This window comes from Streptomyces canus (assembly GCF_001514145.1).
In the GTDB taxonomy this organism is placed as follows: Bacteria; Actinomycetota; Actinomycetes; order Streptomycetales; family Streptomycetaceae; genus Streptomyces; species Streptomyces canus.
On record NZ_KQ948665.1, the window covers coordinates 151221 to 174602 of the forward strand.

Consider the following 23382-nt stretch of genomic DNA (forward strand, 5'->3'; position numbering starts at 1 on the left):
GCGCGCAGACCTCTCGCACCCGCGAGGGGTTTTTCGCTTTTTCTGGCCCACCCTCAGCCAGAAGCGAGAGCGCGAGGGAGTATGTGGAGGCGGTGGAGCCGGTCATTCCGGTACGACCGAGATCCAATCCACAGGAGCCTTGAGACCATGACCGCAACCAGCGAGCTCGACGATCAGTTCCACGTCTTCGACACCACCCTGCGCGACGGCGCCCAGCGGGAGGGCATCAACCTCACCGTCGCGGACAAGCTGGCCATCGCACGGCACCTGGACGACTTCGGCGTGGGCTTCATCGAGGGCGGCTGGCCCGGCGCCAACCCGCGGGACACCGAGTTCTTCGCGCGCGCCCGTCAGGAGATCGACTTCAAGCACGCCCAGCTCGTCGCCTTCGGCGCGACCCGACGGGCGGGCGCGAAGGCCTCGGAGGACCCGCAGGTCAAGGCCCTCCTGGACTCAGGCGCCGACGTGATCACCCTGGTCGCCAAGTCACACGACCGGCACGTCGAGCTGGCGCTCAGGACGACGTTGGACGAGAACCTGGAAATGGTCCGCGACACGGTGTCGTACCTGGTTTCGCAGGATCGCCGGGTCTTCGTCGACTGCGAGCACTTCTTCGACGGCTACCGCGCGAACCCGGAGTACGCGAAGGCCGTCGTACGGGCGGCCTCGGAAGCCGGCGCCTCCGTCGTCATCCTCTGCGACACCAACGGCGGCATGCTGCCGGCCCAGGTCCAGGCGGTCGTCGCGACCGTCCTCGCCGACACCGGCGCCCGGCTCGGCATCCACACCCAGGACGACACCGGCTGCGCGGTCGCCAACACCCTCGCCGCCGTGGACGCGGGCGCGACCCACGTCCAGTGCACGGCGAACGGTTATGGCGAGCGGGTCGGCAACGCCAACCTCTTCCCGGTCGTCGCGGCCCTGGAGCTCAAGTACGGCAAGAAGGTCCTCCCCGACGGCAAGCTGCGCGAGATGACCCGCATCTCGCACGCGATCGCCGAGGTCGTCAACCTCACCCCCTCCACCCACCAGCCCTACGTCGGCGTCTCGGCCTTCGCCCACAAGGCGGGCCTGCACGCCTCCGCGATCAAGGTCGACCCGGACCTCTACCAGCACATCGACCCCGAGCAGGTCGGCAACACCATGCGGATGCTGGTCTCCGACATGGCCGGCCGCGCCTCGATCGAGCTCAAGGGCAAGGAACTCGGCGTCGACCTCGGCGGCGACCGCGAGCTGGTCGGCCGGGTCGTGGAGCGGGTCAAGGAGCGCGAGCTCAAGGGCTACACGTACGAGGCCGCCGACGCCTCCTTCGAACTCCTCCTCCGCGCCGAGGTCCAGGGCAAGCCCCTCAAGTACTTCGGGGTCGAGTCCTGGCGCGCGATCGTGGAGGACCGCCCCGACGGCACCCACGCCAACGAGGCCACGGTCAAGCTCTTCGCCAAGGGCGAGCGCATCGTCGCCACGGCAGAGGGCAACGGCCCGGTCAACGCCCTCGACCGCGCCCTGCGCGTGGCCCTGGAGAAGATCTACCCCCAGCTCGCCAAGCTCGACCTCGTCGACTACAAGGTCCGCATCCTCGAAGGCGTCCACGGCACCCAGTCCACGACCCGCGTCCTGATCTCCACGTCGGACGGCACGGGGGAGTGGTCGACGGTGGGCGTCGCGGAGAACGTGATCGCGGCGTCGTGGCAGGCCCTGGAGGACGCGTACACGTACGGGCTGCTGCGCGCCGGGGTGGAGCCGGCGGAGTAACCACCGCTCAGCACGAGTCCTCGGCGAGCTCCTCGAACTCGCCGAGGCTCATGGCCCGGCCGTCGGCCCAGACCTGACCGGGCCTCAGGGCGGCGAGGTCGCTCGCGCGAAAGGTGACGGTGCCTGTGTACTCGTAGTTGAACTCGGCCTTCCCGAAGGCGAGTTCATAGGTGTACGACGGCACCGGCCGCTGCTCTCCGACCGCTCGGGCGTGCCAGGTGGCCGGCGGCGAGAAGAGCGGGAACTCGGCATCGGCGCCCCGCCGCTTGCCGGGCACCCGCCACCCGGACAGGTTCCGCTCGGACCCGTCCCCGGCCGGGGCGCCTTCGAGCGAGAGCCCCTGGATCAGATCGTCACCGCACGGCCGCAGCACCACGTCCGGCGCCCCGCCGTCGTCCACCCGCAACGCGACCAGCGGCAGGATCTCCGCCCCGCACCCGCTCAACAGCCCTACGGCGACGACCACACCGGCCACCGCGAAGACACCCCGCCTCATCGCCCCGCCCCCTTCACGCAGCCCTGCGAGCACATCACGGGCCGAACCCCCGCACGACCACCGTTGCGCACCGGTTGCGTTGCGGTCGTACAACTCGCCCGGGACGCAATGGCCGACGTGCCCCGAGGGCGCCGACGGGGTGGCCCCGCTCAAGGTACTCGGCGCCGCGGCCAGGGCCGCCGAACGGGCGGGCGCCGACGCGACGGGCCGCGCCCTCGTCACGAAGGCCCGGCTGATCGTCCAGCGGAAGGGCATCACCGCGGCCCTTCGCCAAGCCCTTCGCCGACGCCGATCACTCGCTGCTGACCGGCCACTACGGAGAGGCGGTGACGAAGCCGGCTCAGGCGTACAGGTCCGACTGAGAGCGGTGCCGAAGAGGTCGGTTTCGGGAGGCTTCGGGTAGCGTCGAGGTATGAAGGCCAGCGCGCAGGCCGTCGTACGGACCCGAAGCCTTCCGGGGCTGCTCCTCGCCCTGGCGGTCGCGGCCCTGTTCGTCCTGTCGCAGGGCGCCCCGACCGCCACCGCCTCGACGTCCGACACGAGCGTCTCCACCATCGGCCAGGCCCTCCGCGAGAGCCCCGTCTACGTCGATCCGGCCGCCGCGGCCCAGCTGTCCGCCAAGGACGCGGACGCGCTGGCGGACCGGATCACGAGGGCGGACAAGCCACTGTTCGTCGCGGTGCTGCCCGCCGACTACCCGAAGCAGGACCTCTTCACGAAGCTGCGCACCGCGACCGGCGTCACCGGCCTGTACGCGGTCCGCCTGGGCGACGCCTTCGACGCCCGCGCCGACGCCTCGGTCCTGTCGGGCCCGGCCGTACGGAACCTGGTGACGACCGTGCAGGGCGAGGACACCCGCGCCCAGCTGACCGACTTCACCGCCGCCGCGGTCACCAACATGGGCGGCTCGGCCCCGTCGACCTGGCAGACCTCCGACGACGGGGGCGGGGTCTCGAGCACGGCACTGATCACGGTCGGCGCGGTGCTCGTGGCCGGTGGGGCGGGCGCGTACACGCTGGTGCGGCGCAACCGGCGCCGGCACGCGGAGGAGCAGCGGGCCGCGCTGGAGAAGCTGCGGGTGGTGGTGGACGAGGACATCACGGCGTTCGGCGAGGAACTGGACCGGCTGGACTTCCACCCGGCCGAAGCGGGCGCCGACGATGTGATGCGCGCCGACTACGAGCGGGCCCTGGACGCGTACGAGCAGGCGAAGTCGCTCATGGGAGCGGCCACGAGACCCGAGGACGTGCGGGCGGTCACCCAGGCCCTGGAGGACGGCCGCTTCTCGCTGGCCCAGCTCGCGGCGCGCCGCGAGGGCCGTGCGCTTCCCGAGCGCCGGGTCCCCTGCTTCTTCGACCCCCGCCACGGTCCCTCCGTCACGGACGCCGGCTGGACGCCGCCGGGCGGGGCCGCGCGCGAGGTCCCGGTCTGCGCCGCGGACGCCACCCGCCTGGCCGACGGCCGGGACCCGGTGATGCGCGAGGTCGACACCGACCAGGGCCGCCGCCCCTACTGGGACGCGGGCCCCGCCTACGGCCCCTGGGCCGGCGGCTACTTCGGCGGCGGCCTCCTCCCCGGCCTGCTGGTCGGTACGGTCCTCGGCAGCATGATGGCGGCCCCGGCCTACGCGGCCGACTACGGCTCGGGTTACGGCGATTTCGGCGGCGGTTACGAGGGCGGCGACCTCTCCGGCTCGGACTTCGACTCCGGGGACTTCGGCGGCTTCGGGGGTGGCGGGGACTTCGGAGGCGGTGGCGATTTCGGTGGAGGAGGGGACTTCGGCGGAGGCGGCTTCTGACCGCTCGGGCTCATTCAGCCCCTCCGGCGTTTGAGGAGGGGGGCGAAAACCGCGGGCCCGGCGCCCAACGCACCGGACCCGCGAAAGACCGTACGAAACCCGCCTCACCTCACAGCGACGCGGCCGCCGAAGCGATCGCCGAGGCGAACGTGGACGCCTCGGTGTAGACCCCGGGCGCATTCGCCCGGGCGCACCCTATGCCCCAGCTCACGATGCCCACCTGGACCCAGGCGTTCGCCGAGTCCCGCCGGAACATGGGCCCACCGGAGTCCCCCTGGCAGGTGTCGACCCCGCCCGAGGCATACCCCGCGCAGATCTCCTCGTTCGCGATGAGCCCGCTGTACCCGCTGTAGCTCCGGCAGGTGGCGTCGCTCACGAACGGCACGGTGGCCTTCAGCAGATACCGCTGCTGAGCCCCGCCTTCGGTGGCCGCTCCCCATCCCGCGACCGTGAAGGTCCCGGTGTTGTACTGCGACGTCGTCGCGATCTTCAGCGTAGGAAGGTTGATCGGCGAGGCGAGCTTGATGAGCGCCCAGTCCTTGCCGTCACCGTTGTACCCGGGCGCCCGGTACACGTACGTCGACCTGACCTGTACCCGCCCGCTGCTGGACTGGAGGTCCGCGACCCCGGCGGTGGCGGTGATGCTGGTGTTCGCTCCCGTGCCGTTCACACAGTGCGCGGCGGTGAGCACGATCTGCTGGGTGTACAGCGCCCCGCCGCACCCCATGGACAGGCGCACCATGAACGGGAACTCGCCCTGCGCGGCTCGGCTGCCGCCGACGACGGGCGAGGGCGCGGCCTGCGCGGCCGACACGGGCTGGAGACTGGCCATCGCGAGCGCGACGGCTCCGACCGCCAGACATCTCTTGAGGGCCGTGAGGAGGTTCTTCAAGGTGATGCCTCTTCCAGGTGGGGGGTGGCTTTGACGAGTTCATGCCAAGTTGGGCATCAAAAGAAACGCCCAAGTTCTGACATGGGCTGGTCAAATCTGTTGATGGATTATGGGAATCCTGTGAACTCGCGCACAAGGGGTGCGATTCAGCCAGATGCGGGCGGCTCCAGGTCGGCGACCCGCTCCATCAACTCCGCGGCCAGCTCCAGCACTCCCCGCTCGGTCGCGCTCAGGGACGCCAGCGCCCCGGCCAGCCAGGCGTCCCGCTCGCCCATGTCCCGCTCCAGCGCCAGCCGCCCCGGCTCGGTGAGGGACAGCACGGACTGACGCCGGTCCACGGTGCCTGCCTCGCGAACCATCAGCCCGTCCGCCTCAAGTTCGGCGAAGACCCGGGTGAGCGACTGCGGCCGCTGTCGCAGCGCCGCCGCGACCTCGCCGGGGGTGGCGGGCCCGTGCCGGTGCAGATGCCCGAGCACCTCCAGCCGGCTCGGGGGGAGGCTGCCGTCACCGCGCTCCTGCCGGAGCCGCCGGTTCAGACGCACGACGCCCCGTCGAATGCGGGACGCGGAGGTGAGTGGGTCCATGGGGCAATCGTATGCGAATGCTTACTATCTCAACCCGCATCTCGCCCGTACTCTCGTCTAATGCCGCACAAACTCCTACGCAACGCGTACGAATCCGGGCTGACGATGGCAGCCGTGCTGCTCTGCTGGTCACTCGCCCTCTGGCTGGAGGCGGTCGCCGGACTGCACACCGACGCCCTCGTCCTCGCGGTCGCCCTGCCCCTGACCCTGGCCGGAACCCAGCGCGCCGCGGACACCCGCCTCCGTCTCACCGCGCTGGCCCTGCTGCCCGCGGCGGCGGCGGTCTCGATCCTGGTCGGCCGGTTGATCGCCGCGCACTACGTCATCGGCGCGGTGGTCTTCACGGCCGGGATGTCGGCCCCCGTCTGGATCCGCCGCTACGGCCGCGCCGCCACGAAGGCGGGCACCCTGATGACCCTCCCCTTCATCGCCCTCCTGGTCGTCCCCGGACCGGCTCTGCCGCCCAAGGCGCAGGGAGCGCTGGTGAGTTGGGGCTGGGCCGCGCTGATCGGGGTGCTGGCGGTGTCCTGCGTGTGGCTGGTGCAGGGGCTGGGGGACCGCTACGGTCCCTGGCGGCCCGATCCCGAGCCGCCGAACTCCCCACCCCGCCGTCCGTCCCGTCTCCGCCCGCGCCCGAGTACCCGCATGGCGGTGCAGTTGGCGGCCGCGATCGCCGCCGCCTTCGTCGCCGGCCGGCTCCTCTTCGACGACCACTGGCCCTGGGCGGTCCTGACGGCCTATGTCGCCGCGAGCGGCAACCGCGGCCGAACGGACGTCGTACGCAAGGGAATCGAACGCCTTGCGGGAGCCTGCGCGGGCACACTCCTGGCGGCCGGTGTCGCCACCGCCGGGGTCACCGGCCCGGCCTCGGTGGCCCTGATGTTCACGGTCCTGGCGATCGCCCTGTGGCTGCGCCCCCTCAACTACGCCTACTGGGCGGCCGGAATGACCACCGTCCTCTCGCTCCTCCTCGGCCGGCTCGGCCAGGACGCGACGAGCCTTCTGCCCACCCGCCTCGCGGCGATCGCGGTCGGCGCGGCGCTCACGGTGGCGTCCGCGTGGTGGGTCCTGCCGGTGGCGAAGCGGCGGGCGGCGGCCCGGGATGCCGTACGGCCGAGTGCCGGGACCGATCAGCGAGTTGCGCGACCGTCCGGGAGCGGTGCCGCTCAGGACACGTGACGGGCGAGGGCGTACCGCTTCCCGGCGGAGGGCCGGCTCGGGTGCAACCCGAGCCGCCGCAGTGCCTCATACTCACCCACACCGGCGACCGGTATCCGCCCCCGGCGACGGGGTCACGCGCTCTTGATCGCGGAGATGTCGAAGCTCAGCTTGATCTTGTCGGAGATCAGGACGCCGCCGGTCTCCAGGGCCGCGTTCCAGGTCAGGCCCCACTCGGAGCGCTTGATCTCCGCCTTGCCCTCGAAGCCCACGCGCTCGTTGCCGAACGGGTCCTTCGCGGCGCCGTTGAACTCGAGGTCGATGGTGAGCGGCTTGGTGGTGCCGAGGATCGTCAGGTCGCCGGTGATGCGGTAGTCCTCGTCGCCGAGCGCCTCCGCCTTGGTGGAGCGGAAGGTCATCGTCGGGAACTCCTCGATCTTGAAGAAGTCCGCGCTCTTGAGGTGCCCGTCACGGTCCTCCGACCCGGTGTCGATGCTGTCCATCTTGACGTCGATGGAGGCCGTCGACGCGGACGGGTCGCCGCCGTCCAGGTGCAGCGAGCCGCTGAACTCGTCGAACTTGCCCTTGACGTTGGTGACCATGGCGTGACGAACGGTGAAGCCGATCGTGGAGTGGGAGGCGTCGATCGTGTAGTCGCCGGTCAGCGCGGTCAGGTCGGTGTTCGTCATGACGTAGCTCCTTGAAGTGAGGATGTTGAACGTTGAACCACTCAACGCGAACGACCGTAGACCTATTCCATACAGGTTTCAACATCATCCGCGAAGTGTTGGCCTGATTGCCCGGTGGTGGTAGATGCCCCGGTATGAACCCGCAGCGCAGAGCCCTCGTGCGACCCACCCGCAGAGCCGTCTTACTCGCGGCGGCGCTCCTGGCCACCGCCGCCCCGCCCGCCCGCGCCGCCACAGCCGACCCCTACGACACCGTCCGTCGGCGCTGGCTCGACATCGCCCTCGGTACCGGCTACGACCCGGCAGCGCAGCCGTACGCCGCCCGCCTCGCCGAGACCGGCGAACGCGCCCGCGGCTTCCGCGCCACCATGGCCCCGACCCCCACCTCCCTCTGGCCCGGCCAGCCCTACGACCCCCCGGCCGGCATCACCCGGAGCTACGGCCGCCTGTGGACGATGACCCAGGCCTACGCCCAGCCGGGCACCGGCTGCACTGGTGACGAGACCCTCCTCGCGGACGTCCTCCGCGGCCTCGACCACCTCTCCGCCACCGTGTACAACCCCTCCACCACCCGCTACGGCAACTGGTGGGAATGGCAGATCGGCAGCCCACGCCTCCTCATGGACATCGCGGCCGCTCTGTACGACCACCTCGGTCCGGACCGCGTCACGGCGGCCTGCGCCGCCGTCGACCACTTCATCCCCGACGCCATGCTCACCGACTACTCCGGCACCTCCACCGGCGCCAACCGCGTCGACCTGTGCCGCTCCGTCGTCCTGCGCGGCATCCTCGGCAGCGCCCCCGACCGGATCGCCCTCGCCCGCGACGCCCTCTCGCCGGTCTTCCCGTACGTCACGAAAGGCGACGGCCTCTACGCCGACGGCTCCTTCGTCCAGCACACCTGGGTCGCCTACTCCGGCACCTACGGCCAGGTACTGCTCGACGGCCTCGGTCGCCTCTTCGCCCTGCTCGCCGGGTCCGAGTGGGAGGTGACCGACCCGCACCGGCAGACCGTCCTCGACAGCGTCGAGCGCGCCTACGCCCCGCTGATCCACGACGGACTGGTGATGGACAGCGTCAACGGCCGTGCCATCAGCCGCGGTCACCTCAAGGGCGACGACCGCCACGTCCTGCGCGGCGACCACTTCCACGGCCAGGGGATCATCGCCGCCATCGCGCTGCTGGCCGGCGGAGCGAGCGAGGAGGAGCGGTTCCGCTGGTACGGACTGGTGAAGGGCTGGATCGAACGGGACACCGTCACACCGATCCTGACGGCACCCCAGTTCGACGTGGCCGACCTCGCCCGGCTGCACGCGGTGGCCGCGTCCCCCGTCCCCGCCACCCCCGAACCCGTCGGGCACACGCTCTTCGCCGCCATGGACAGGGCCGTCCACTGCCGCCCCGGATTCGTCGCGAACATCGCCATGGCGAGCGACCGCATCGCCGCCTACGAATGCGGCAACGGCGAGAACCCGCGAGGCTGGCACACCGGCGCCGGAATGCTCTCCTGGTGGGCCGACGGCCGGGCCGACCAGTACACGGACTGGTACTGGCCGACCGTCGACTGGTACCGCCTCCCCGGCACGACCGTCTCCACGAAACGTCTTGCCGACCGGGCCGGCGGCGAGTGGGGCGAGCCCAAGCCGGACGTCCGCTGGGTCGGCGGCGCGACCGACGGTGAGTACGCGGCGATCGGCCAGCACCTGAAGGGACTGGAGTCGACTCTGCAGGCCCGCAAGTCGTGGTTCTGCGTCGCGGACGCGGTGATCTGCCTCGGCGCGGGCATCACCTGCACCGACGCCGTCCCCGTCGAGACCGTCGTCGACAACCGCAACCTGGGGGAGGGCGGGACCCAGTCCTTCGTACGGGGACGGGGCTGGGCGCACCTGGAGGGGCACGGAGGCTGGCTCGTCCCCGGCGACCTGCGCGCCCTGCGCGAGGACCGCACCGGCGCCTGGTCCGACATCAACACCTCCAGTACGACCGAACGACGCACCCGGCGCTGGCAGACCCTCTGGCTCGACCACGGCACCGACCCCGTGGACGCCTCGTACACCTATGTCCTGATGCCCGGGGCCTCCCGTCACGCCGTCGCCGCCCGCGCCGCCGACCGCCACTGGCTGTCGGTCCTCGCCAACGACAGCGTGTGCCAGGCGGTCCGCGTCGACCGCCTGGGGCTGACCGCCGCGAACTTCTGGCGGGCCGGCACCGCGGGTCCGCTCACCGCGTCGGCCGGGGCGAGCGTGATGGTCCGCCGCAGGGGTCGTACCGCTACGCTCTCCGTGGCCGAGCCACCCCGTTCGGGCGAACCGCTGGAGATCATCTGGAACCGTCCCGTGCGCTCGGTCGTACGGGCCGACGACACGGTGGAAATCCGCGCCACGGGCCGCCTGCTGCACCTGCGTGTCACCCCGGGGACGGCATGCGCCACGCATGGATGTGAGGTGACTCTCACGCCCTGACTTTGTCAGACCTCTACAAGCGGCAGCCCCCCTGAGCAGTCAGAACGCCTGCATGCCTCCCGGGTTCTGTTCAGTGGCACCAGGAAAACGGGCCGGAGACTGTGAGGAGTCGACGGCTCGCATTCCTCGCGGGTCTTCGTAAGGTCACTACATGACCGTTTTGGATGAGGCGCCGGGTGAGACGACGGGCGAGCTGACGGGTGAGCCGTCGGGTGAGCCGACGGACGCGCGCGGACGGGTGGCCGAACTGCACGTGATCCGTGCGGCGGCCCTGGCCGGCCCCAGCGAGAAGGCGACCGAGGCGCAGCACGCCAAGGGCAAGCTGACCGCACGGGAGCGCATCGAGCTGCTCCTCGACGCGGGTTCCTTCCAGGAGGTCGAGCAGCTTCGCCGGCACCGGGCGACCGGGTTCGGCCTGGAGGCCAAGAAGCCGTACACCGACGGTGTCATCACCGGCTGGGGCACGGTGGAGGGCCGTACGGTCTTCGTCTACGCCCACGACTTCCGCATCTTCGGCGGCGCGCTGGGCGAGGCCCACGCCACGAAGATCCACAAGATCATGGACATGGCCATCGCGGCGGGAGCGCCTCTGGTCTCCCTGAACGACGGCGCGGGCGCCCGTATCCAGGAAGGCGTCTCCGCCCTCGCGGGCTACGGCGGCATCTTCCAGCGCAACACCAAGGCGTCGGGTGTCATCCCGCAGATCTCGGTGATGCTCGGCCCGTGCGCCGGCGGCGCGGCCTACTCGCCCGCCCTGACGGACTTCGTCTTCATGGTCCGCGAGACGTCCCAGATGTTCATCACGGGACCGGATGTGGTGAAGGCGGTGACGGGCGAGGAGATCACCCAGAACGGCCTCGGCGGCGCGGACGTGCACGCCGAGACGTCCGGTGTCTGCCACTTCGCCTACGACGACGAGGAGACGTGCCTCGCCGAGGTGCGCTACCTGCTGTCGATGCTCCCGCAGAACAACCGGGAGAACCCGCCGCGCGTGGAGTCCGCGGACGCCGCCGACCGGCGCGGCGACGTGCTGCTCGACCTGGTACCGGCGGACGGCAACCGGCCGTACGACATGACCAAGGTCATCGAGGAGATCGTCGACGACGGCGACTACCTGGAGGTCCACGAGCGCTGGGCCCGCAACATCATCTGCGCGCTGGCCCGGCTCGACGGCCAGGTCGTCGGCATCGTGGCCAACCAGCCCTCCTCGCTCGCCGGTGTCCTGGACATCGAGGCGTCGGAAAAAGCTGCGCGCTTTGTCCAGATGTGTGACGCTTTTAACATCCCGATCGTCACTTTCCTGGACGTCCCCGGGTTCCTTCCGGGCGTCGACCAGGAGCACGGCGGAATCATCCGCCACGGCGCCAAGCTGCTGTACGCGTACTGCAACGCCACCGTGCCGAGGATCTCCCTGATCCTGCGCAAGGCCTACGGCGGGGCCTACATCGTCATGGACAGCCAGTCCATCGGCGCGGACCTCACCTACGCCTGGCCGACGAACGAGATCGCGGTGATGGGAGCCGAAGGTGCCGCCAACGTCATCTTCAGGCGTCAGATCGCCGAGGCCGAGGACCCCGAGGCCATGCGGGCCCGCATGGTCAAGGAGTACAAGTCCGAGCTGATGCACCCGTACTACGCGGCGGAGCGCGGCCTGGTGGACGACGTCATCGACCCGGCGGAGACCCGCGAGGTCCTGATCCGGTCCCTGGCGATGCTCCAGTCGAAGCACGCCGACCTGCCCTCCCGTAAGCACGGCAACCCTCCGCAGTAACCCCGCGGACCCTCCGCGACACCCTCGCGGAAACCTCTCTCACGGAGACTGTGACCTATGAGCACCCCTGACATCCGCGTCGAGAAGGGCCACGCCGAGCCCGAGGAAGTCGCCGCCATCACGGCGATCCTCCTGGCTCGCGCGGCGGCCGCCCCGTCGTCCACCCCGGCCCACCGAGCCCGCCCCAAGGCCGGCTGGCGCCGCCTGGAGCGCGAGGGCGGCTTCCGCGCCCCGCACAGCTGGCACTGAGCCCTCAGACAACGCCTAGGGCCCCCTCTCGACAGAGAGGGGGCCCTAGGCGTTGTCAGGGGCGCGGGGCTGTATCGATTTGCGGCTCCGCCGCGTGGGCGCGAGCAAGCACAGGGCTGCCCGCAGACGGCACACAACCGTCCGAGGCAGCCCCGTAGCCGTTACCGCAAGCGAGCCATCAACGCGTGCTCGACCAACGTGATGAGAGCGGACTTCGCATCTGCCCGGTGCCGCGCGTCCGTCGTGATGATCGGAGTGTCCGGCCCGATCTGCAGAGCCTCCCGCACCTCGTCCGGGTTGTACGGCTGCTGCCCGTCGAACCCGTTCAGGGCGATCACAAAAGGAAGCCCCGAGTTCTCGAAGTAGTCGACCGCCGGGAAGCAGTCGGCAAGGCGCCTCGTGTCAACGAGGACGATCGCACCGATGGCACCGCGGACCAGGTCGTCCCACATGAACCAGAAGCGGTCCTGACCGGGCGTACCGAAGAGGTACAGGATCAGGTCCTGGTCCAGGGTGATGCGGCCGAAGTCCATGGCGACCGTGGTGGTCGTCTTGTCACCGGTGTGGGTGAGGTCGTCGATGCCCGCCGACGCGGATGTCATCACGGCCTCTGTGCGCAGCGGGTTGATCTCCGAAACGGCCCCGACGAACGTGGTCTTGCCCACGCCGAAGCCACCCGCCACCACGATCTTCGCCGAGGTGGTGGAGCGGGAAGGACCGCCGCTAGAGCTTGCGAAGTCCACTGAGCACCCTTTCGAGCAGTGTCACGTCTGGCTGGCCGCCGGCGTTCTCGTCGCCGCCGGGCTGATGGATGGCGACCAGGCCCGCCTCCGCCAAGTCGGCGACGAGGATCCTGGCCACGCCGAGGGGGATGGTCAGCAACGCCGAGATCTCGGCTACCGACTTGATCTCCCGGCAGAGGTTGCAGATCCGCTGATGCTCGGGCAAATGGCCCTGCATCTGGTGCGGCTGCGCGGTGGTGTGCACCAGCGCCTCGATGGCGAGCTGGTAGCGCGGGCGGGTACGGCCGCCCGTCATGGCGTACGGGCGCACCAGGGGATTGCTGGCGCCTCCCGCGGGTGAAGGCTCAGGGGTGCGTCGCTGCGGCTGCACGGGCTGGATGCGCGGGGCGGGCGGCTGGTCGTACGGCGACGGCCCGGGACCCTGCGGGCCCTGGGGCGCGTACGGCTGCTGACGCCGCTGGCTGGGTGCGGAGGGGAAGTTGTAGCGGTTCGGGTTCTGGGAACCGTCGTTCTGACCCTGGCCAGGGCCGTACGACCAATTGCCAGATGAACCACCTGGGGGTGTTGCCACTTTCTCTCCTCCTCCGACTGTGCCGGGGCACCCATCACGCTGTGTGGAGCCGCGTCCCGAAACCTTACGGCCCCGGGACGCCAAAACGCACCGTCTGTCTGTCAGTTGAGCAAGCTGCCCTGGAGCTCCGCACGCAGATCGGGCGTCAGGACCGAACCGGCTCGGTCCACCAGGAGGGCCATCTCGTACCCAATGAGGCCGATGTCCGCCTCGGGGTGCGCGAGGACCGCGAGCGAGGAACCGTCGGATACGGACATGATGAACAGGAATCCCCGCTCCATCTCCACAACCGTCTGATTCACGGCGCCGCCCTCGAAGATGCGCGAGGCACCCGCGGTCAGCGAGGTCAGACCGGAGGCGACGGCCGCAAGCTGGTCGGCCCGGTCGCGCGGAAAGCCTTCGGACATCGCCAGAAGGAGTCCGTCGGCGGAGACCACCACGGTGTGGGACACCCCCGGGGTGTTGTCCACGAAGTTGGTGATCAACCAGTTCAGGTTCTGCGCCGCCTGGCTCATCGGGCTCACACTAACGCTCCTGGTTGTAGGTGCTGTCAGAACCGAAGCCCTGACCGTTCGTTTCACTGCCGGCGTTGCGGCCCCGCTGGACACCGCGACGCAGATTGCTCAGCCTGCCCCGGACGTCCTCGGGAGCACGGGAGACCGATGGGCCCCCCTGGGGGGTGGATTCGGCGGCTCCCTCGACCAGGTTGGCCTTGGGCACCCGCCGCGGCAGACCGGAGGAGGTGACCCCGCCCGCCTTGGGCTTCCGGAGCTGGGAGGCCTGCTGCCACCGCGCGTCGTTGGCCGAGCGCCAGGATTCGCCGCCGCCGTTGCTCTCCGGCGCGGAGGCCGACGGCTCCTGGGTCGCGTGCCGCGTGCCGTTCGAGCTGTTGGCGCCGCTTCCGGTGGAGCCACGGCGGGGGAGCCCGGCGTCGGTCATCTCGTGACCCACGGTGGCGGGGGCCGGCCCCGGACGTTCGAAGCCTACGCGGTCGCGCTCACTCACGTCAGCGGCCTGCACAGATTCCGCTTCCGGAGCGTACTGGTCCGGGTAGCCGTTCTGGTAACCGTCCGCCTGCGGCCAGTCATCCTGGTAGCGGCGCTCCTCGAATCCCGAGAAGGTCTCCGGCGCGGCCGCGTGCACCGGCGCGGGCTCCTCCTGGACCGGCTCCGTATAGGAGGGCTCCGGGTAGCCGCCGTTGGGGGAGAAGGTGTCGTTCTGCGGCAGGCCGCCGTTCTGCGCGAAGTACGGCTCGTCGTACGCCGGGCGCTTCGGCTCCTCGTACGCCGTCTGCCGCTGCTCCTCGTACGGCGCCTGCTGCGCCTCCTCGTACGACGTCTGCTGGTCGTACGCGGCGGGCTGCTGCTCCGGGAAGCCGCTCCGGCCGTTGTCGTAACCGGTCTGCGGGGCGCTCTGGGGAGCGTCGAACGCTTCGGTGTACGACGGGTTCGGACCCTGGAGAGCGGGCGGCTCGCCGCCGTTCTGGGACTCCAGGGCCGCGCGGCGCTCCTCGCGCATCAGGGAGCGGCCGACCGGGTCCAGCTCGCGTATGTCGTCCGGGACCTCGGAGTAGCGGCTGTCGTCGAAGCCGAGCTCCGCGGCCGTACGCATCGGCAGGCCGTTGTTGAAGTTCTCGCCGCCGAAGTTCTGCTCCGGGATGATCTGCGAGACCGTGAACTCGTCACGGTCCGGCTGGTGCTCGCCGCCGCCGCCGTGGGTGATCGCGTCCGGCAGCATGACCAGCGAGGTGGTGCCGGCCTGCTCGCCCGAGGGGCGCAGCTGGACGCGGATGCCGTGCCGGTCGGACAGCCGGCCGACCACGAACAGGCCCATGCGCTGGGAGATCGCGGCGTCCACGGTCGGCGGGTTGGCCAGCTTGTGGTTGATGTCCGCGAAGTCCTCGGCGGTGAGGCCGATGCCCTTGTCGTGGATCTCGATCATGACGCGGCCGTCGGGGAGACGGGTCGCGGTCACGCGGACCTTGGTCTGCGGGGAGGAGAACGTCGTGGCGTTCTCCAGGAGCTCGGCGAGCAGGTGCACGAGGTCGGTGACCGCGCGGCCGTGGATCTCGGCCTCCGGGACGCCGGACAGCTCGATGCGCTCGTACTGCTCCACCTCGGAGGAGGCGGCGCGCAGCACGTCGACCAGCGGGACCGGCTGGTCCCAGCGGCGGCCGGGCTCCTCGCCGGCGAGGACCAGGAGGTTCTCGCCGTTGCGGCGCATACGGGTCGCGAGGTGGTCCAGGCGGAAGAGGTTCTCCAGCTGGTCCGGGTCTGCCTCGTTGTTCTCCAGGTCGGTGATCAGGGTCAGCTGGCCCTCGATCAGCGACTGGTTGCGCCGGGACAGGTTGGTGAAGATCGCGTTGATGTTGCCCCGCAGCAGGGCCTGCTCGGAGGCGAGTCGTACGGCCTCGCGGTGGACCTGGTCGAAGGCGCGGGCGACCTCGCCGATCTCGTCCTTGGTGTTGATCGGGATCGGGGCGACCCGGGTGTCGACGCGGCCGGGGTCGGTGCGCGAGAGCTGGTCGACCAGCATCGGCAGGCGCTGCTCGGCGATGCCGAAGGCGGCGTTGCGCAGCTGGCGCATCGAGCGGGACATCTGGCGGGCGACCGCACCGGCCAGGATGAACGCGAGGAGCAGGGCGACCACGACGGCGGCACCCACGATGAACGCGTCGCGCTTGGCGTCGTCGGCGATGCTCGCGGCCTCGTTCACCGCGGTGTCGGCCAGGTCGGTCTCGATCTGGCGGTACGCGTTGTACTTGAGGGTGTTGACCGCCCACCAGTTCTCGGCGGTGATGCCGTCCTTGCCGAGCGCCTCACGGGCGCTCTCGTCCATCGACGGCAGCTGGGCGAGGCTGGAGACCATGTCCACGGGGTTGGACGGCGGCGGGACGTAGTTCGGGTTCTTGGCCGCCGCCTCCTTCGCGAGCGCCGCGCCCTCGGCCTGGATCTGCTTCTTCGCGGTGTCGAGCTTCGCCGCGTCGGCCTCGGTGCCGCCGCCGACGTACTCCTCGACGGCGATGCCCTCCAGATACGCGTACGAGGAGAGGGCGACCTTCTGGCTGGCGAAGCTGCTCAGCCCGGGGCCGGGCTTGATCAGCAGGTGCATGCCGATGGAGCGCTGCAGCGACAGGGCCGCCTTGGTGAGCTCGATGGCGTAGACGGTACGGCCGTAGCTGGTGATGTTGCCGGTGCCCAGGCCGAGCTCGTTGGCGAACTCCGTCAGCGGGTGCGCGATCTGGGTGTAGCCCTCTTCGGTCTTCACGCCGGTGAGCTTGGAGGAGGTGTAGGCGCCCGCGCGCAGCGTCTGGAGCCCTCCCTCGCCGTCCCGGAACAGCGTGAGGCGGCGCTGCAGGCCCGCCTTCTGCGGCATGTTCTGGGCGGCCTCGTCGAAGGCGTCCGCGGCCTCGTCGGTCTTCTTGCGGGCGGCGACGACCGTGGCGTTGTCCTGGCCCTGGCCGCTCAGCAGCGGGGCGGCGGTGCTGTCGCGCTCGTTGTAGAGGGCGTCGGCGTAGCTGAGGGAGGCCCGCACCAGACGGGCGGTGTTCTCCGCGTCCTCGGCCTCACGCCAGGTGTCGATCGAGCTCTTGACCTGGAAGCCGCCCATGACGAGGCCGACGATCACGGGTATGAGCAGGATCGCGTTCAGCCGGGTGGGCACCCGCCAGTTGCGCGGGGAGAACCGGCCACCGCTGGACGACGGCGCGGCCGTCGAGTCCGGACCGGGCACAGGGGCGGGCGCCGCTCCGCGCGGCGGCGGGGTGAAGTTGCCCCGGGCCGACGGCTCGGGACCGTTCTTGCTTCGCCTCACTCGACCAACAACCTCTCGGAGGGGTCGGCACCTACGTTGTGCCGCAGTCTCTCAGAGCCCAGTGTCATCGACTGATGAGTACGTCTTTGACTATTGGGCAGTTCACGCATTCCAGCACGACGGCCTCCGCACCACCAAACAGTGGTACGCGCGGATTCCGCGTGATGTAAGCCCCAGATAAAACGGTCATAAAGAACGAGCCCCGTCAAAAGACGGGGCCGTTGTGAGCGCAGCGAGACCGGCTGGCAACCACGCGTGGCCGTACCACCCGATTCCTCTGCCGAAACGTTATGAACGCCGGGGCCGGCCGTGTCAAAGACCACAGCCGGCTCCGGGACATCTACGACAACTGCCGTATGACGCTTTTGACTTGGGAGCAGATCGACACGCCTTCGGGGCGTTACCGCAGACGCGCCATGAGGGCGTGCTCGACCAGTGTGATCAGGGCACTCTTGGCGTCCGACCGGTGCCGGGCGTCCGTCGTGATGATCGGTGCGTCCGGCCCGATCTGCAGGGCCTCGCGCACCTCCTCGGGAGCGTACGGCTGGTGCCCGTCGAAGCCGTTGAGGGCCACGACGAAGGGCAGACCGCTGTTCTCGAAGTAGTCGACCGCGGGGAAGCAGTCGGCCAGCCGCCGGGTGTCGACCAGCACCACCGCGCCGATGGCACCGCGGACCAGGTCGTCCCACATGAACCAGAAGCGGTCCTGTCCGGGCGTACCGAAGAGGTACAGGATCAGGTCCTGGTCCAGGGTGATGCGGCCGAAGTCCATGGCGACCGTGGTGGTCGTCTTGTCACCGGTGTGGGTGAGGTCGTCGATGCCCGCGCTCGCGGACGTCATGACGGCCTCTGTGCGCAGCGGGTTGATCTCGGAGACCGCGCCGACGAACGTGGTCTTGCCCACGCCGAAGCCACCCGCCACCACGATCTTCGCGGAGGTGGTGGCCCGCCCCGCGTCAGAGCTTGCGAAGTCCACTGAGCACCCTTTCGAGCAGCGTCACATCGGGAGCGCCGCCGTTGTTCTCGTCGCCGCCCGGCTGGTGGATGGCCACCAGTCCGGCCTCGGCGAGGTCCGCGACGAGGATCCTGGCCACACCGAGCGGCATGGCGAGCAGGGCCGAGACCTCGGCGACCGACTTCACCTCACGGCACAGGTGGCAGATGCGCTGGTGCTCGGGGAGGAGCCCCATCAGCGCCGCCGGGTCGGCCGTGGTGCTGATCAGAGCCTCGATGGCGAGCTGGTAGCGCGGCCGGGTCCGGCCGCCGGTCATCGCGTACGGACGTACCAGCGGCTGGTCGCCCTCATCCTCGTACGGCTCCGCGTACGGATCATGAGAGGCGGTGGGCGGGGTCATGAATCCTCCGGGCGGGACAGCAAGTCGGTAGGGCAAGCCGTCTGAAGAGGCCGGTGGGGGGAGACTGTGGCGGCCGGACGGTGATTTGGTGAGACGGGTGGATCCGGGCGGGTCAGTGGAGCAGACTGCCTTGAAGCTCGGCTCGCAGGTCGGGCGTGAGCACTGCGCCCGCGCGGTCGACCAGCAGGGCCATCTCGTATCCGACCAGGCCGATGTCGCATTCCGGATGGGCGAGGACCGCGAGCGAGGAACCGTCCGAGACGGACATGAGGAAGAGGAATCCCCGCTCCATCTCCACGACGGTCTGGGCCACGCTGCCGCCCTCGAAGATCCGTGAGGCACCCGCCGTGAGCGAGGTCAGCCCCGAAGCGACGGCCGCCAGCTGATCGGCACGGTCGCGCGGGAAGCCCTCGGACATCGCCAGAAGGAGGCCGTCGGCGGACACGACGACGGTGTGGGACACCCCTGGGGTGTTGTCCACGAAGTTGGTGATCAACCAGTTGAGGTTCTGTGCCGCCTGGCTCATCGGGCTCAACTAACGCTCCTGCTGGTGAGTGGGGTTCGGGAAGCTGCCCGTCTGGCCGTTACCGCCGACCTGACGACCTTGCGCGATACCCCGACGGAGATTGGTCAGCCGACCGCGCACGTCGTCAGGCGCACGCGAGACAGCCGGACCGCTTTGGTGCTGTTGCTGCTGAGCCGTACCCGGGACGAGGTTCGCCCTGGGTACCCGGCGCGGCAGACCGGAGGTGGTGACACCGCCCGCGGCCGGCTGGCGGACACGTTCCGCCTGCCGGACGAGGTCGTCGTTGGGCGAACTGCGCCAGGCCGCGGAGGCCGCGGGCCGTTGCGGAGCGCCGGCAGAACTCTGTGGGGCCGCGGGAGCCTGCTGCTGCCGCGGGGCCTGAGCCGGGGAGGAGCCGTTGCCGTTGGCCGGCTGCCCCTGTCCCTGCTGCTGGCTGCCGTGGAACCAGTTGGTCTCGAGCGTGTCGTACAGCGGCGTCCGGCCGTCACCGGGACCCGCCGGCGGCAGCGCCTCCGGCTCCTGGCGGACCGGCCGCTGCTGCGGACGCGGCGGCATGGGCGGCCGCGGGGCGCCGAAGTCGGCGCCGTTGGCCTGGGGGCGCTCGAACTGGCCCGTGGACGCGGGGTCCTGACGGCCCGGCAGGGAATGCTGCCCGGTGGAACTGCCGTCATAGCCCGGCATCGCGAACTGGCCCGTCGAGCCGCTGTCGTACGCCTGCGGAGTCGCGAACTGCCCGGTCTGCGAACCGCTGTTCTGCCCGGGCGGAGTACCGAAGACGTCCGTGCGGACGAACTGGCCCGTGTTCTGAGGGCCGACCGCACCCGGACGGGGGAAGTCGCCCTGCGGACCGCCGGCACCCGGCCCCGGGAACTGGCCGGTGTTCTGCGGCGCGTCGAAGTCCGGCCGCGGGAACTCGGAGGTGCTCGCCGGACCCCGGTGGTCGTCGATCCGCGGCATCCGCGAGGTGGCGGCCGGGTCCTGCTCGTCGTGGCCGCGCGGGACGTCGAGCGAGGCGCGCGGCACCGGCGGCTGCGCGTTCTCGTCGCTCCAGCTCGGCGTGCGGGGCTGCTGGTTGCTGCCCGGCAACTCGGCCCGCGGACCACCGCGGCCCGGCAGCTGCGGCCGACGGCGCCGGCCGCCGGACTCGGGAGCCTGGCCGGCGTTCGGGGCCTGCGACTGCGGGGGAACGGTGCCCCGGCCGCCGCCGAAAGCGTCCTGACCGTTGAAGGCGTCCTGACCCGGACCGCCCGTGCCCGCGGCCTGGAGGCCCTGCGGAGCACCCGGTGCCTGGCCGCCGAACCCGGCACCGGCGGGAGCGGGCCGGCCCTGCGGAGGCGTACCCGGACCCTGCGGTCCTCGCGGTCCGCCCGGCGCACCGGGACGACCGCCCTGGCCACTGCCGGGCAGCGCGGCCCGCGGTCCCTGACCGGAGCTGAGCCGCCCGCCCGAGGGGGCACCGGCACCGAGGGCGCCACCGCCCGCACCGGGCGCACCGCCAAGGGCTCCGCCCTGGCCGCCGCCACGACGGGCCGCGGCCACACCGGCGGCGGCCTGAGCCGCCGCGGGGGTACCGGGCGCGCCCTGGCCGGGCTTGGGCTGCGGCTTCTTGCCGCCCTGGGCGACATCCACGGGCAGCATGACCAGCGCGGTCGTACCACCGGAGTCGGACGGGCGCAGCTGGATGCGGATGCCGTGCCGCTGCGACAGCCGGCCGACCACGAACAGGCCCATGCGTCGGGAGACGGAGACGTCCACGGTGGGCGGCGAGGCGAGCCGCTCGTTGATCGCGGCGAGGTCCTCGGGGGAGAGGCCGATGCCGGTGTCGTGGATCTCGATCAGCACGCGGCCGTCGGGCAGCGCGTGACCGGTGACCTTGACCTTGGTCTGCGGCGAGGAGAACGAGGTCGCGTTCTCCAGCAGCTCGGCGAGCAGGTGCACGAGGTCGTTGACCACGCGGCCGGCCACTTCGGTGGTCGGCACGGAGGCCAGCTCGATGCGCTCGTACTGCTCCACCTCGGACGCGGCGGCACGGAGCACGTCGACCAGCGGGACCGGACGGGTCCAGCGGCGGCCGGGCTCCTCGCCCGCGAGGACGAGGAGGTTCTCACCGTTACGGCGCATGCGGGTCGCGAGGTGGTCGAGCTTGAAGAGCGAGGACAGCTGGTCCGGGTCGGCCTCGCGGGACTCCAGTTCGGAGATGAGCGAGAGCTGACGCTGGATGAGGCCCTGGGAGCGGCGCGAGAGGTTGGTGAACATCGCGTTGACGTTGCCCCGCAGCAGGGCCTGCTCGGCGGCGAGGCGGACCGCCTCGCGGTGCACGTCGTCGAAGGCCGCGGCCACCCGGCCGATCTCGTCCCGGGAGTGCACACCGACCGACTCCACGGACGTGTCGACGTCCTGCGGGTCGGACTCGGAGAGCTGCTTGACCAGCTCGGGCAGCCGGTCCTGGGCGACCTTGGTGGCGGTCTCCTGGAGTCGGCGCAGCGAGCGGATCATGGACCGGGCCACGACGAAGGCGCCGACCAGCGAGACGCCGAGCACGAGCAGGATCAGCGCACCGGCGATGATCGCGTCGCGCTCGGTGGCGCTGCGCAGCTCGCGGGCCTTCTGCTCCATGTCCTCGAGCAGCGTGTGCTCGATGCGGCCCATCTCCTGGATCTTGGTCGAGCTGTCGTCGACCCAGTCCTTGTAGGAGCGCTTGTCCAGGTCGGCGAGGCCCCCCTGGCGGCCGAAGGCACGGCCGGCGTACTGGTCGGCGGCCTCGATGTTCGAGTTGCCGTCCTCGATGGGCTGCAGGAGCTCCTCGGCGTTGTTGTCGCCGTAGATGCTCCGGAAGGTGTTGAGGTCGGACGCCTCACTGTCGAGCGCACCCTGGCCGTACAGCCGGTCGGTCTCGGAGAGGCTGCCCAGTGTGCTCTTGTTGGCGGGCAGCGCCGCCGCGAGGATCGCGCGCTGGCTGGACGCGTACTCCTTGGCGGAGGAGAAGGCCGCCAGGGCACGCGTGCTCTGGATCATCTCCGGGTTGCTGGTCGCCTGGGCCATGTCCTGCGAGAGGTCGAGCAGGTGCGTGATCAGGCGGTGATAGGACTCCACCGTCTGCGTCGCGTTGCCCTTGGTCTCGTAGGCGTCGCTGCGGATCTTGCTCAGCGTGTCCAGGTCGCGGACGAGGCCGACGAGGCTGTCGCGGACGCCCTGGAGGTTGCCGTCCTTGCCGGCGGTGTCGATGTCCTCGGCGGCGTTGATGAAGTTGGTCGCGGCCCGGTCCGTCTTGTCCCGGTAGCCCTTGACCGTGATGTTGCTGGCCGTGGAGTCGTGCGCCAGCGGACCGGCCGACTGGTCGCGCTCGTCCTGGAGGGCCGCGGCCAGCTCGGTGGCCTGCTTCGTCATCTCCGTCAGCAGCTTCATGTTGTCGAGCTGCTGGATGTCGTCCATGGAGTCGTTGATGCGCAGCGCGCCCAGCGAGGTGGCCGCCACCACGGGGAGCGCGAGCAGCGACACCAGGCGCGTGGAGATGCGCCAGTTGCGCAGGGCTACGCGCGATCCCGGGCCGTTCGGGCCCTTCGCGGGCTTCGCCGTCGGCTTGGCCGGGGCCGCCGGGCCCGAGGACGCCGACGTGCCGAGGCGCCCGGGGCCGGAACCGCCGTCGACGGCCGGGCCCGGGTTCTGGGCGTGCTGGGGGGAGGAACTGCCGACATTGGGGCCAGTCCCGCCGTGCTGCTCCGGCTCGGCCGAAGCGCTGCCATCCCTCTTGAAACGTCCCTGCACTAGCGTCGCAACCTCTGGACCAGGCGCTCCTCCGCAGGACGGCGGAGCACGGTGTCGGCGTTGTGGGGAGCGCCCTGAATACGCACCCCGGGTGATCTGAGTGACCGGCGCTGCTCCCCCTTCTCACCGCCGCTCGGCGCTTCTCTGCGCCCCCTGTGCGCCGGTTCGATCCCGCGGCGGTCCGTGGAATTCCAGCACAGTGCCGGATCTCCAACAAGGTCCGAGGGTCAGACCGTGACCTACGTGACACCGCGTGAGGGCAGCGTCACGCGGTGTGGGAAGCGTTCCCGTCGATAACGGGCATAAGTCCGCGAGTCACCCTGCGGGGGTAGGTGTCCCAGTCGCCATGATCAGGAGCGGAATGATGGCTTCAGGGAGTCAATGTCCGTTTCGTAGGGGTGGGTTAAGACTGTGGATTGTCCGGTTTGCCCACAGGTCAGTGAGCAAACTCACACAGCGATCATGAGGTCTTCGCGGCTTCGGAGGGGAATGGCATGTTTAGCCTGGCGCTTTACAAGAAGGCTCCATCTGTCCAAACCACCACTGTCGAGGTCGAGTACAACCGTGAAGACGACGATGATGTTCCGGAACATTGCCAACCCGCGGCGCACGACGCTGGCGCACCTCGAGGACGCCGACGCACTGCAGATCCCGGAGCAGCCGGAGCACTCGCTCGCCCTCCCGGCCCAGACCGCCAACCCCCGGCGGACGGTCCTGATGGAGATCCCGGTCTCCGCCGCCAAGTAACCGTAGCGCGC

General features: G+C 70.5%; 19 protein-coding genes and 1 pseudogene. 8 read left to right on the forward strand and 12 right to left on the reverse strand.

Annotated elements, in window-relative coordinates:
- The first annotated feature begins 147 nt into the window (after nucleotides 1–147).
- Nucleotides 148–1752, forward strand: a complete 1605-nt coding sequence (cimA, locus tag AQJ46_RS29575) for a citramalate synthase (protein ID WP_059208475.1) — start codon at nucleotides 148–150, stop codon at nucleotides 1750–1752.
- Between the two features lie 7 nt (nucleotides 1753–1759).
- On the opposite strand, the gene AQJ46_RS29580 is transcribed toward cimA, so the two are convergent.
- A complete protein-coding gene (locus AQJ46_RS29580) occupies nucleotides 1760–2248 on the reverse strand; it encodes a hypothetical protein (protein ID WP_059208476.1) in 489 nt (162 codons plus the stop codon).
- A 121-nt stretch (nucleotides 2249–2369) separates the two neighbouring features.
- Between AQJ46_RS29580 and AQJ46_RS59480 the strand changes: the two are divergent.
- Together AQJ46_RS59480 and AQJ46_RS29585 are read left to right on the forward strand one after the other, a co-directional pair.
- Nucleotides 2370–2610 (forward strand): annotated as a pseudogene (locus tag AQJ46_RS59480) (hypothetical protein); the annotation flags it as partial.
- 50 nt (nucleotides 2611–2660) lie between these two features.
- A complete protein-coding gene (locus AQJ46_RS29585; RefSeq protein WP_059208477.1) occupies nucleotides 2661–4046 on the forward strand; it encodes a hypothetical protein in 1386 nt (461 codons plus the stop codon).
- A gap of 109 nt (nucleotides 4047–4155) precedes the next feature.
- Here AQJ46_RS29585 and AQJ46_RS29590 read toward each other — a convergent pair whose 3' ends face one another.
- Both AQJ46_RS29590 and AQJ46_RS58505 read right to left on the reverse strand, forming a co-directional pair.
- Nucleotides 4156–4938: a S1 family peptidase gene (locus tag AQJ46_RS29590; RefSeq protein ID WP_059208478.1), complete on the reverse strand. Its 783-nt coding sequence runs from the start codon at nucleotides 4936–4938 to the stop codon at nucleotides 4156–4158.
- A 146-nt stretch (nucleotides 4939–5084) separates the two neighbouring features.
- The gene (locus AQJ46_RS58505) at nucleotides 5085–5522 is read right to left on the reverse strand and encodes a MarR family winged helix-turn-helix transcriptional regulator (RefSeq protein ID WP_059208479.1); all 438 of its coding nucleotides are present in this window, start codon (nucleotides 5520–5522) and stop codon (nucleotides 5085–5087) included.
- Between the two features lie 60 nt (nucleotides 5523–5582).
- Here AQJ46_RS58505 and AQJ46_RS29600 point away from each other — a divergent pair, with 60 nt between their 5' ends.
- Nucleotides 5583–6701: an FUSC family protein gene (locus AQJ46_RS29600; protein WP_059208480.1), complete on the forward strand. Its 1119-nt coding sequence runs from the start codon at nucleotides 5583–5585 to the stop codon at nucleotides 6699–6701.
- Nucleotides 6702–6814: 113 nt separating this feature from the next.
- Here AQJ46_RS29600 and AQJ46_RS29605 read toward each other — a convergent pair whose 3' ends face one another.
- Nucleotides 6815–7369, reverse strand: coding sequence for a YceI family protein (locus tag AQJ46_RS29605; RefSeq protein WP_057616433.1), 555 nt, complete (start codon nucleotides 7367–7369; stop codon nucleotides 6815–6817).
- 134 nt (nucleotides 7370–7503) lie between these two features.
- On the opposite strand from AQJ46_RS29605, the gene AQJ46_RS29610 reads away from it, so the two are divergent.
- The 3 genes from AQJ46_RS29610 (at nucleotide 7504) to AQJ46_RS29620 (ending at nucleotide 11851) form a co-directional block, all read left to right on the forward strand.
- Nucleotides 7504–9831 carry a polysaccharide lyase 8 family protein gene (locus AQJ46_RS29610; RefSeq protein ID WP_059208481.1) on the forward strand — a complete coding sequence of 776 codons (2328 nt, stop codon included), beginning with the start codon at nucleotides 7504–7506 and terminating at the stop codon, nucleotides 9829–9831.
- Nucleotides 9832–9982: 151 nt separating this feature from the next.
- Nucleotides 9983–11602 (forward strand): acyl-CoA carboxylase subunit beta, encoded by a 1620-nt coding sequence (locus tag AQJ46_RS29615; RefSeq protein ID WP_059208482.1) that lies wholly within the window; start codon nucleotides 9983–9985, stop codon nucleotides 11600–11602.
- A 57-nt stretch (nucleotides 11603–11659) separates the two neighbouring features.
- Nucleotides 11660–11851, forward strand: a complete 192-nt coding sequence (locus AQJ46_RS29620; protein ID WP_057616439.1) for an acyl-CoA carboxylase subunit epsilon — start codon at nucleotides 11660–11662, stop codon at nucleotides 11849–11851.
- 161 nt (nucleotides 11852–12012) lie between these two features.
- On the opposite strand, the gene AQJ46_RS29625 is transcribed toward AQJ46_RS29620, so the two are convergent.
- From AQJ46_RS29625 to AQJ46_RS29660, 8 genes are all read right to left on the reverse strand, one after another.
- Nucleotides 12013–12594: a GTP-binding protein gene (locus tag AQJ46_RS29625; RefSeq protein ID WP_009314218.1), complete on the reverse strand. Its 582-nt coding sequence runs from the start codon at nucleotides 12592–12594 to the stop codon at nucleotides 12013–12015.
- Nucleotides 12575–13165: a DUF742 domain-containing protein gene (locus tag AQJ46_RS29630; protein WP_059208483.1), complete on the reverse strand. Its 591-nt coding sequence runs from the start codon at nucleotides 13163–13165 to the stop codon at nucleotides 12575–12577. Before AQJ46_RS29630 ends, AQJ46_RS29625 begins: the two co-directional genes overlap by 20 nt.
- 101 nt (nucleotides 13166–13266) lie before the next feature.
- A complete protein-coding gene (locus AQJ46_RS29635; protein WP_007384910.1) occupies nucleotides 13267–13680 on the reverse strand; it encodes a roadblock/LC7 domain-containing protein in 414 nt (137 codons plus the stop codon).
- A gap of 10 nt (nucleotides 13681–13690) precedes the next feature.
- On the reverse strand, nucleotides 13691–16978 hold the full coding sequence (locus AQJ46_RS29640) for a sensor histidine kinase (protein WP_059208484.1): 3288 nt from the start codon (nucleotides 16976–16978) through the stop codon (nucleotides 13691–13693).
- A 400-nt stretch (nucleotides 16979–17378) separates the two neighbouring features.
- A complete protein-coding gene (locus tag AQJ46_RS29645) occupies nucleotides 17379–17954 on the reverse strand; it encodes a GTP-binding protein (protein WP_007384912.1) in 576 nt (191 codons plus the stop codon).
- Nucleotides 17935–18333, reverse strand: coding sequence for a DUF742 domain-containing protein (locus AQJ46_RS29650; protein WP_003973454.1), 399 nt, complete (start codon nucleotides 18331–18333; stop codon nucleotides 17935–17937). Before AQJ46_RS29650 ends, AQJ46_RS29645 begins: the two co-directional genes overlap by 20 nt.
- Nucleotides 18334–18445: 112 nt before the next feature.
- Nucleotides 18446–18859 carry a roadblock/LC7 domain-containing protein gene (locus AQJ46_RS29655; protein ID WP_003993189.1) on the reverse strand — a complete coding sequence of 138 codons (414 nt, stop codon included), beginning with the start codon at nucleotides 18857–18859 and terminating at the stop codon, nucleotides 18446–18448.
- Nucleotides 18860–18868: 9 nt separating this feature from the next.
- Nucleotides 18869–22624 carry a sensor histidine kinase gene (locus AQJ46_RS29660; RefSeq protein WP_059208485.1) on the reverse strand — a complete coding sequence of 1252 codons (3756 nt, stop codon included), beginning with the start codon at nucleotides 22622–22624 and terminating at the stop codon, nucleotides 18869–18871.
- Between the two features lie 564 nt (nucleotides 22625–23188).
- Here AQJ46_RS29660 and AQJ46_RS29665 point away from each other — a divergent pair.
- Nucleotides 23189–23371 (forward strand): hypothetical protein, encoded by a 183-nt coding sequence (locus AQJ46_RS29665; protein WP_057616447.1) that lies wholly within the window; start codon nucleotides 23189–23191, stop codon nucleotides 23369–23371.
- The last annotated feature ends 11 nt before the right edge of the window (nucleotides 23372–23382 follow it).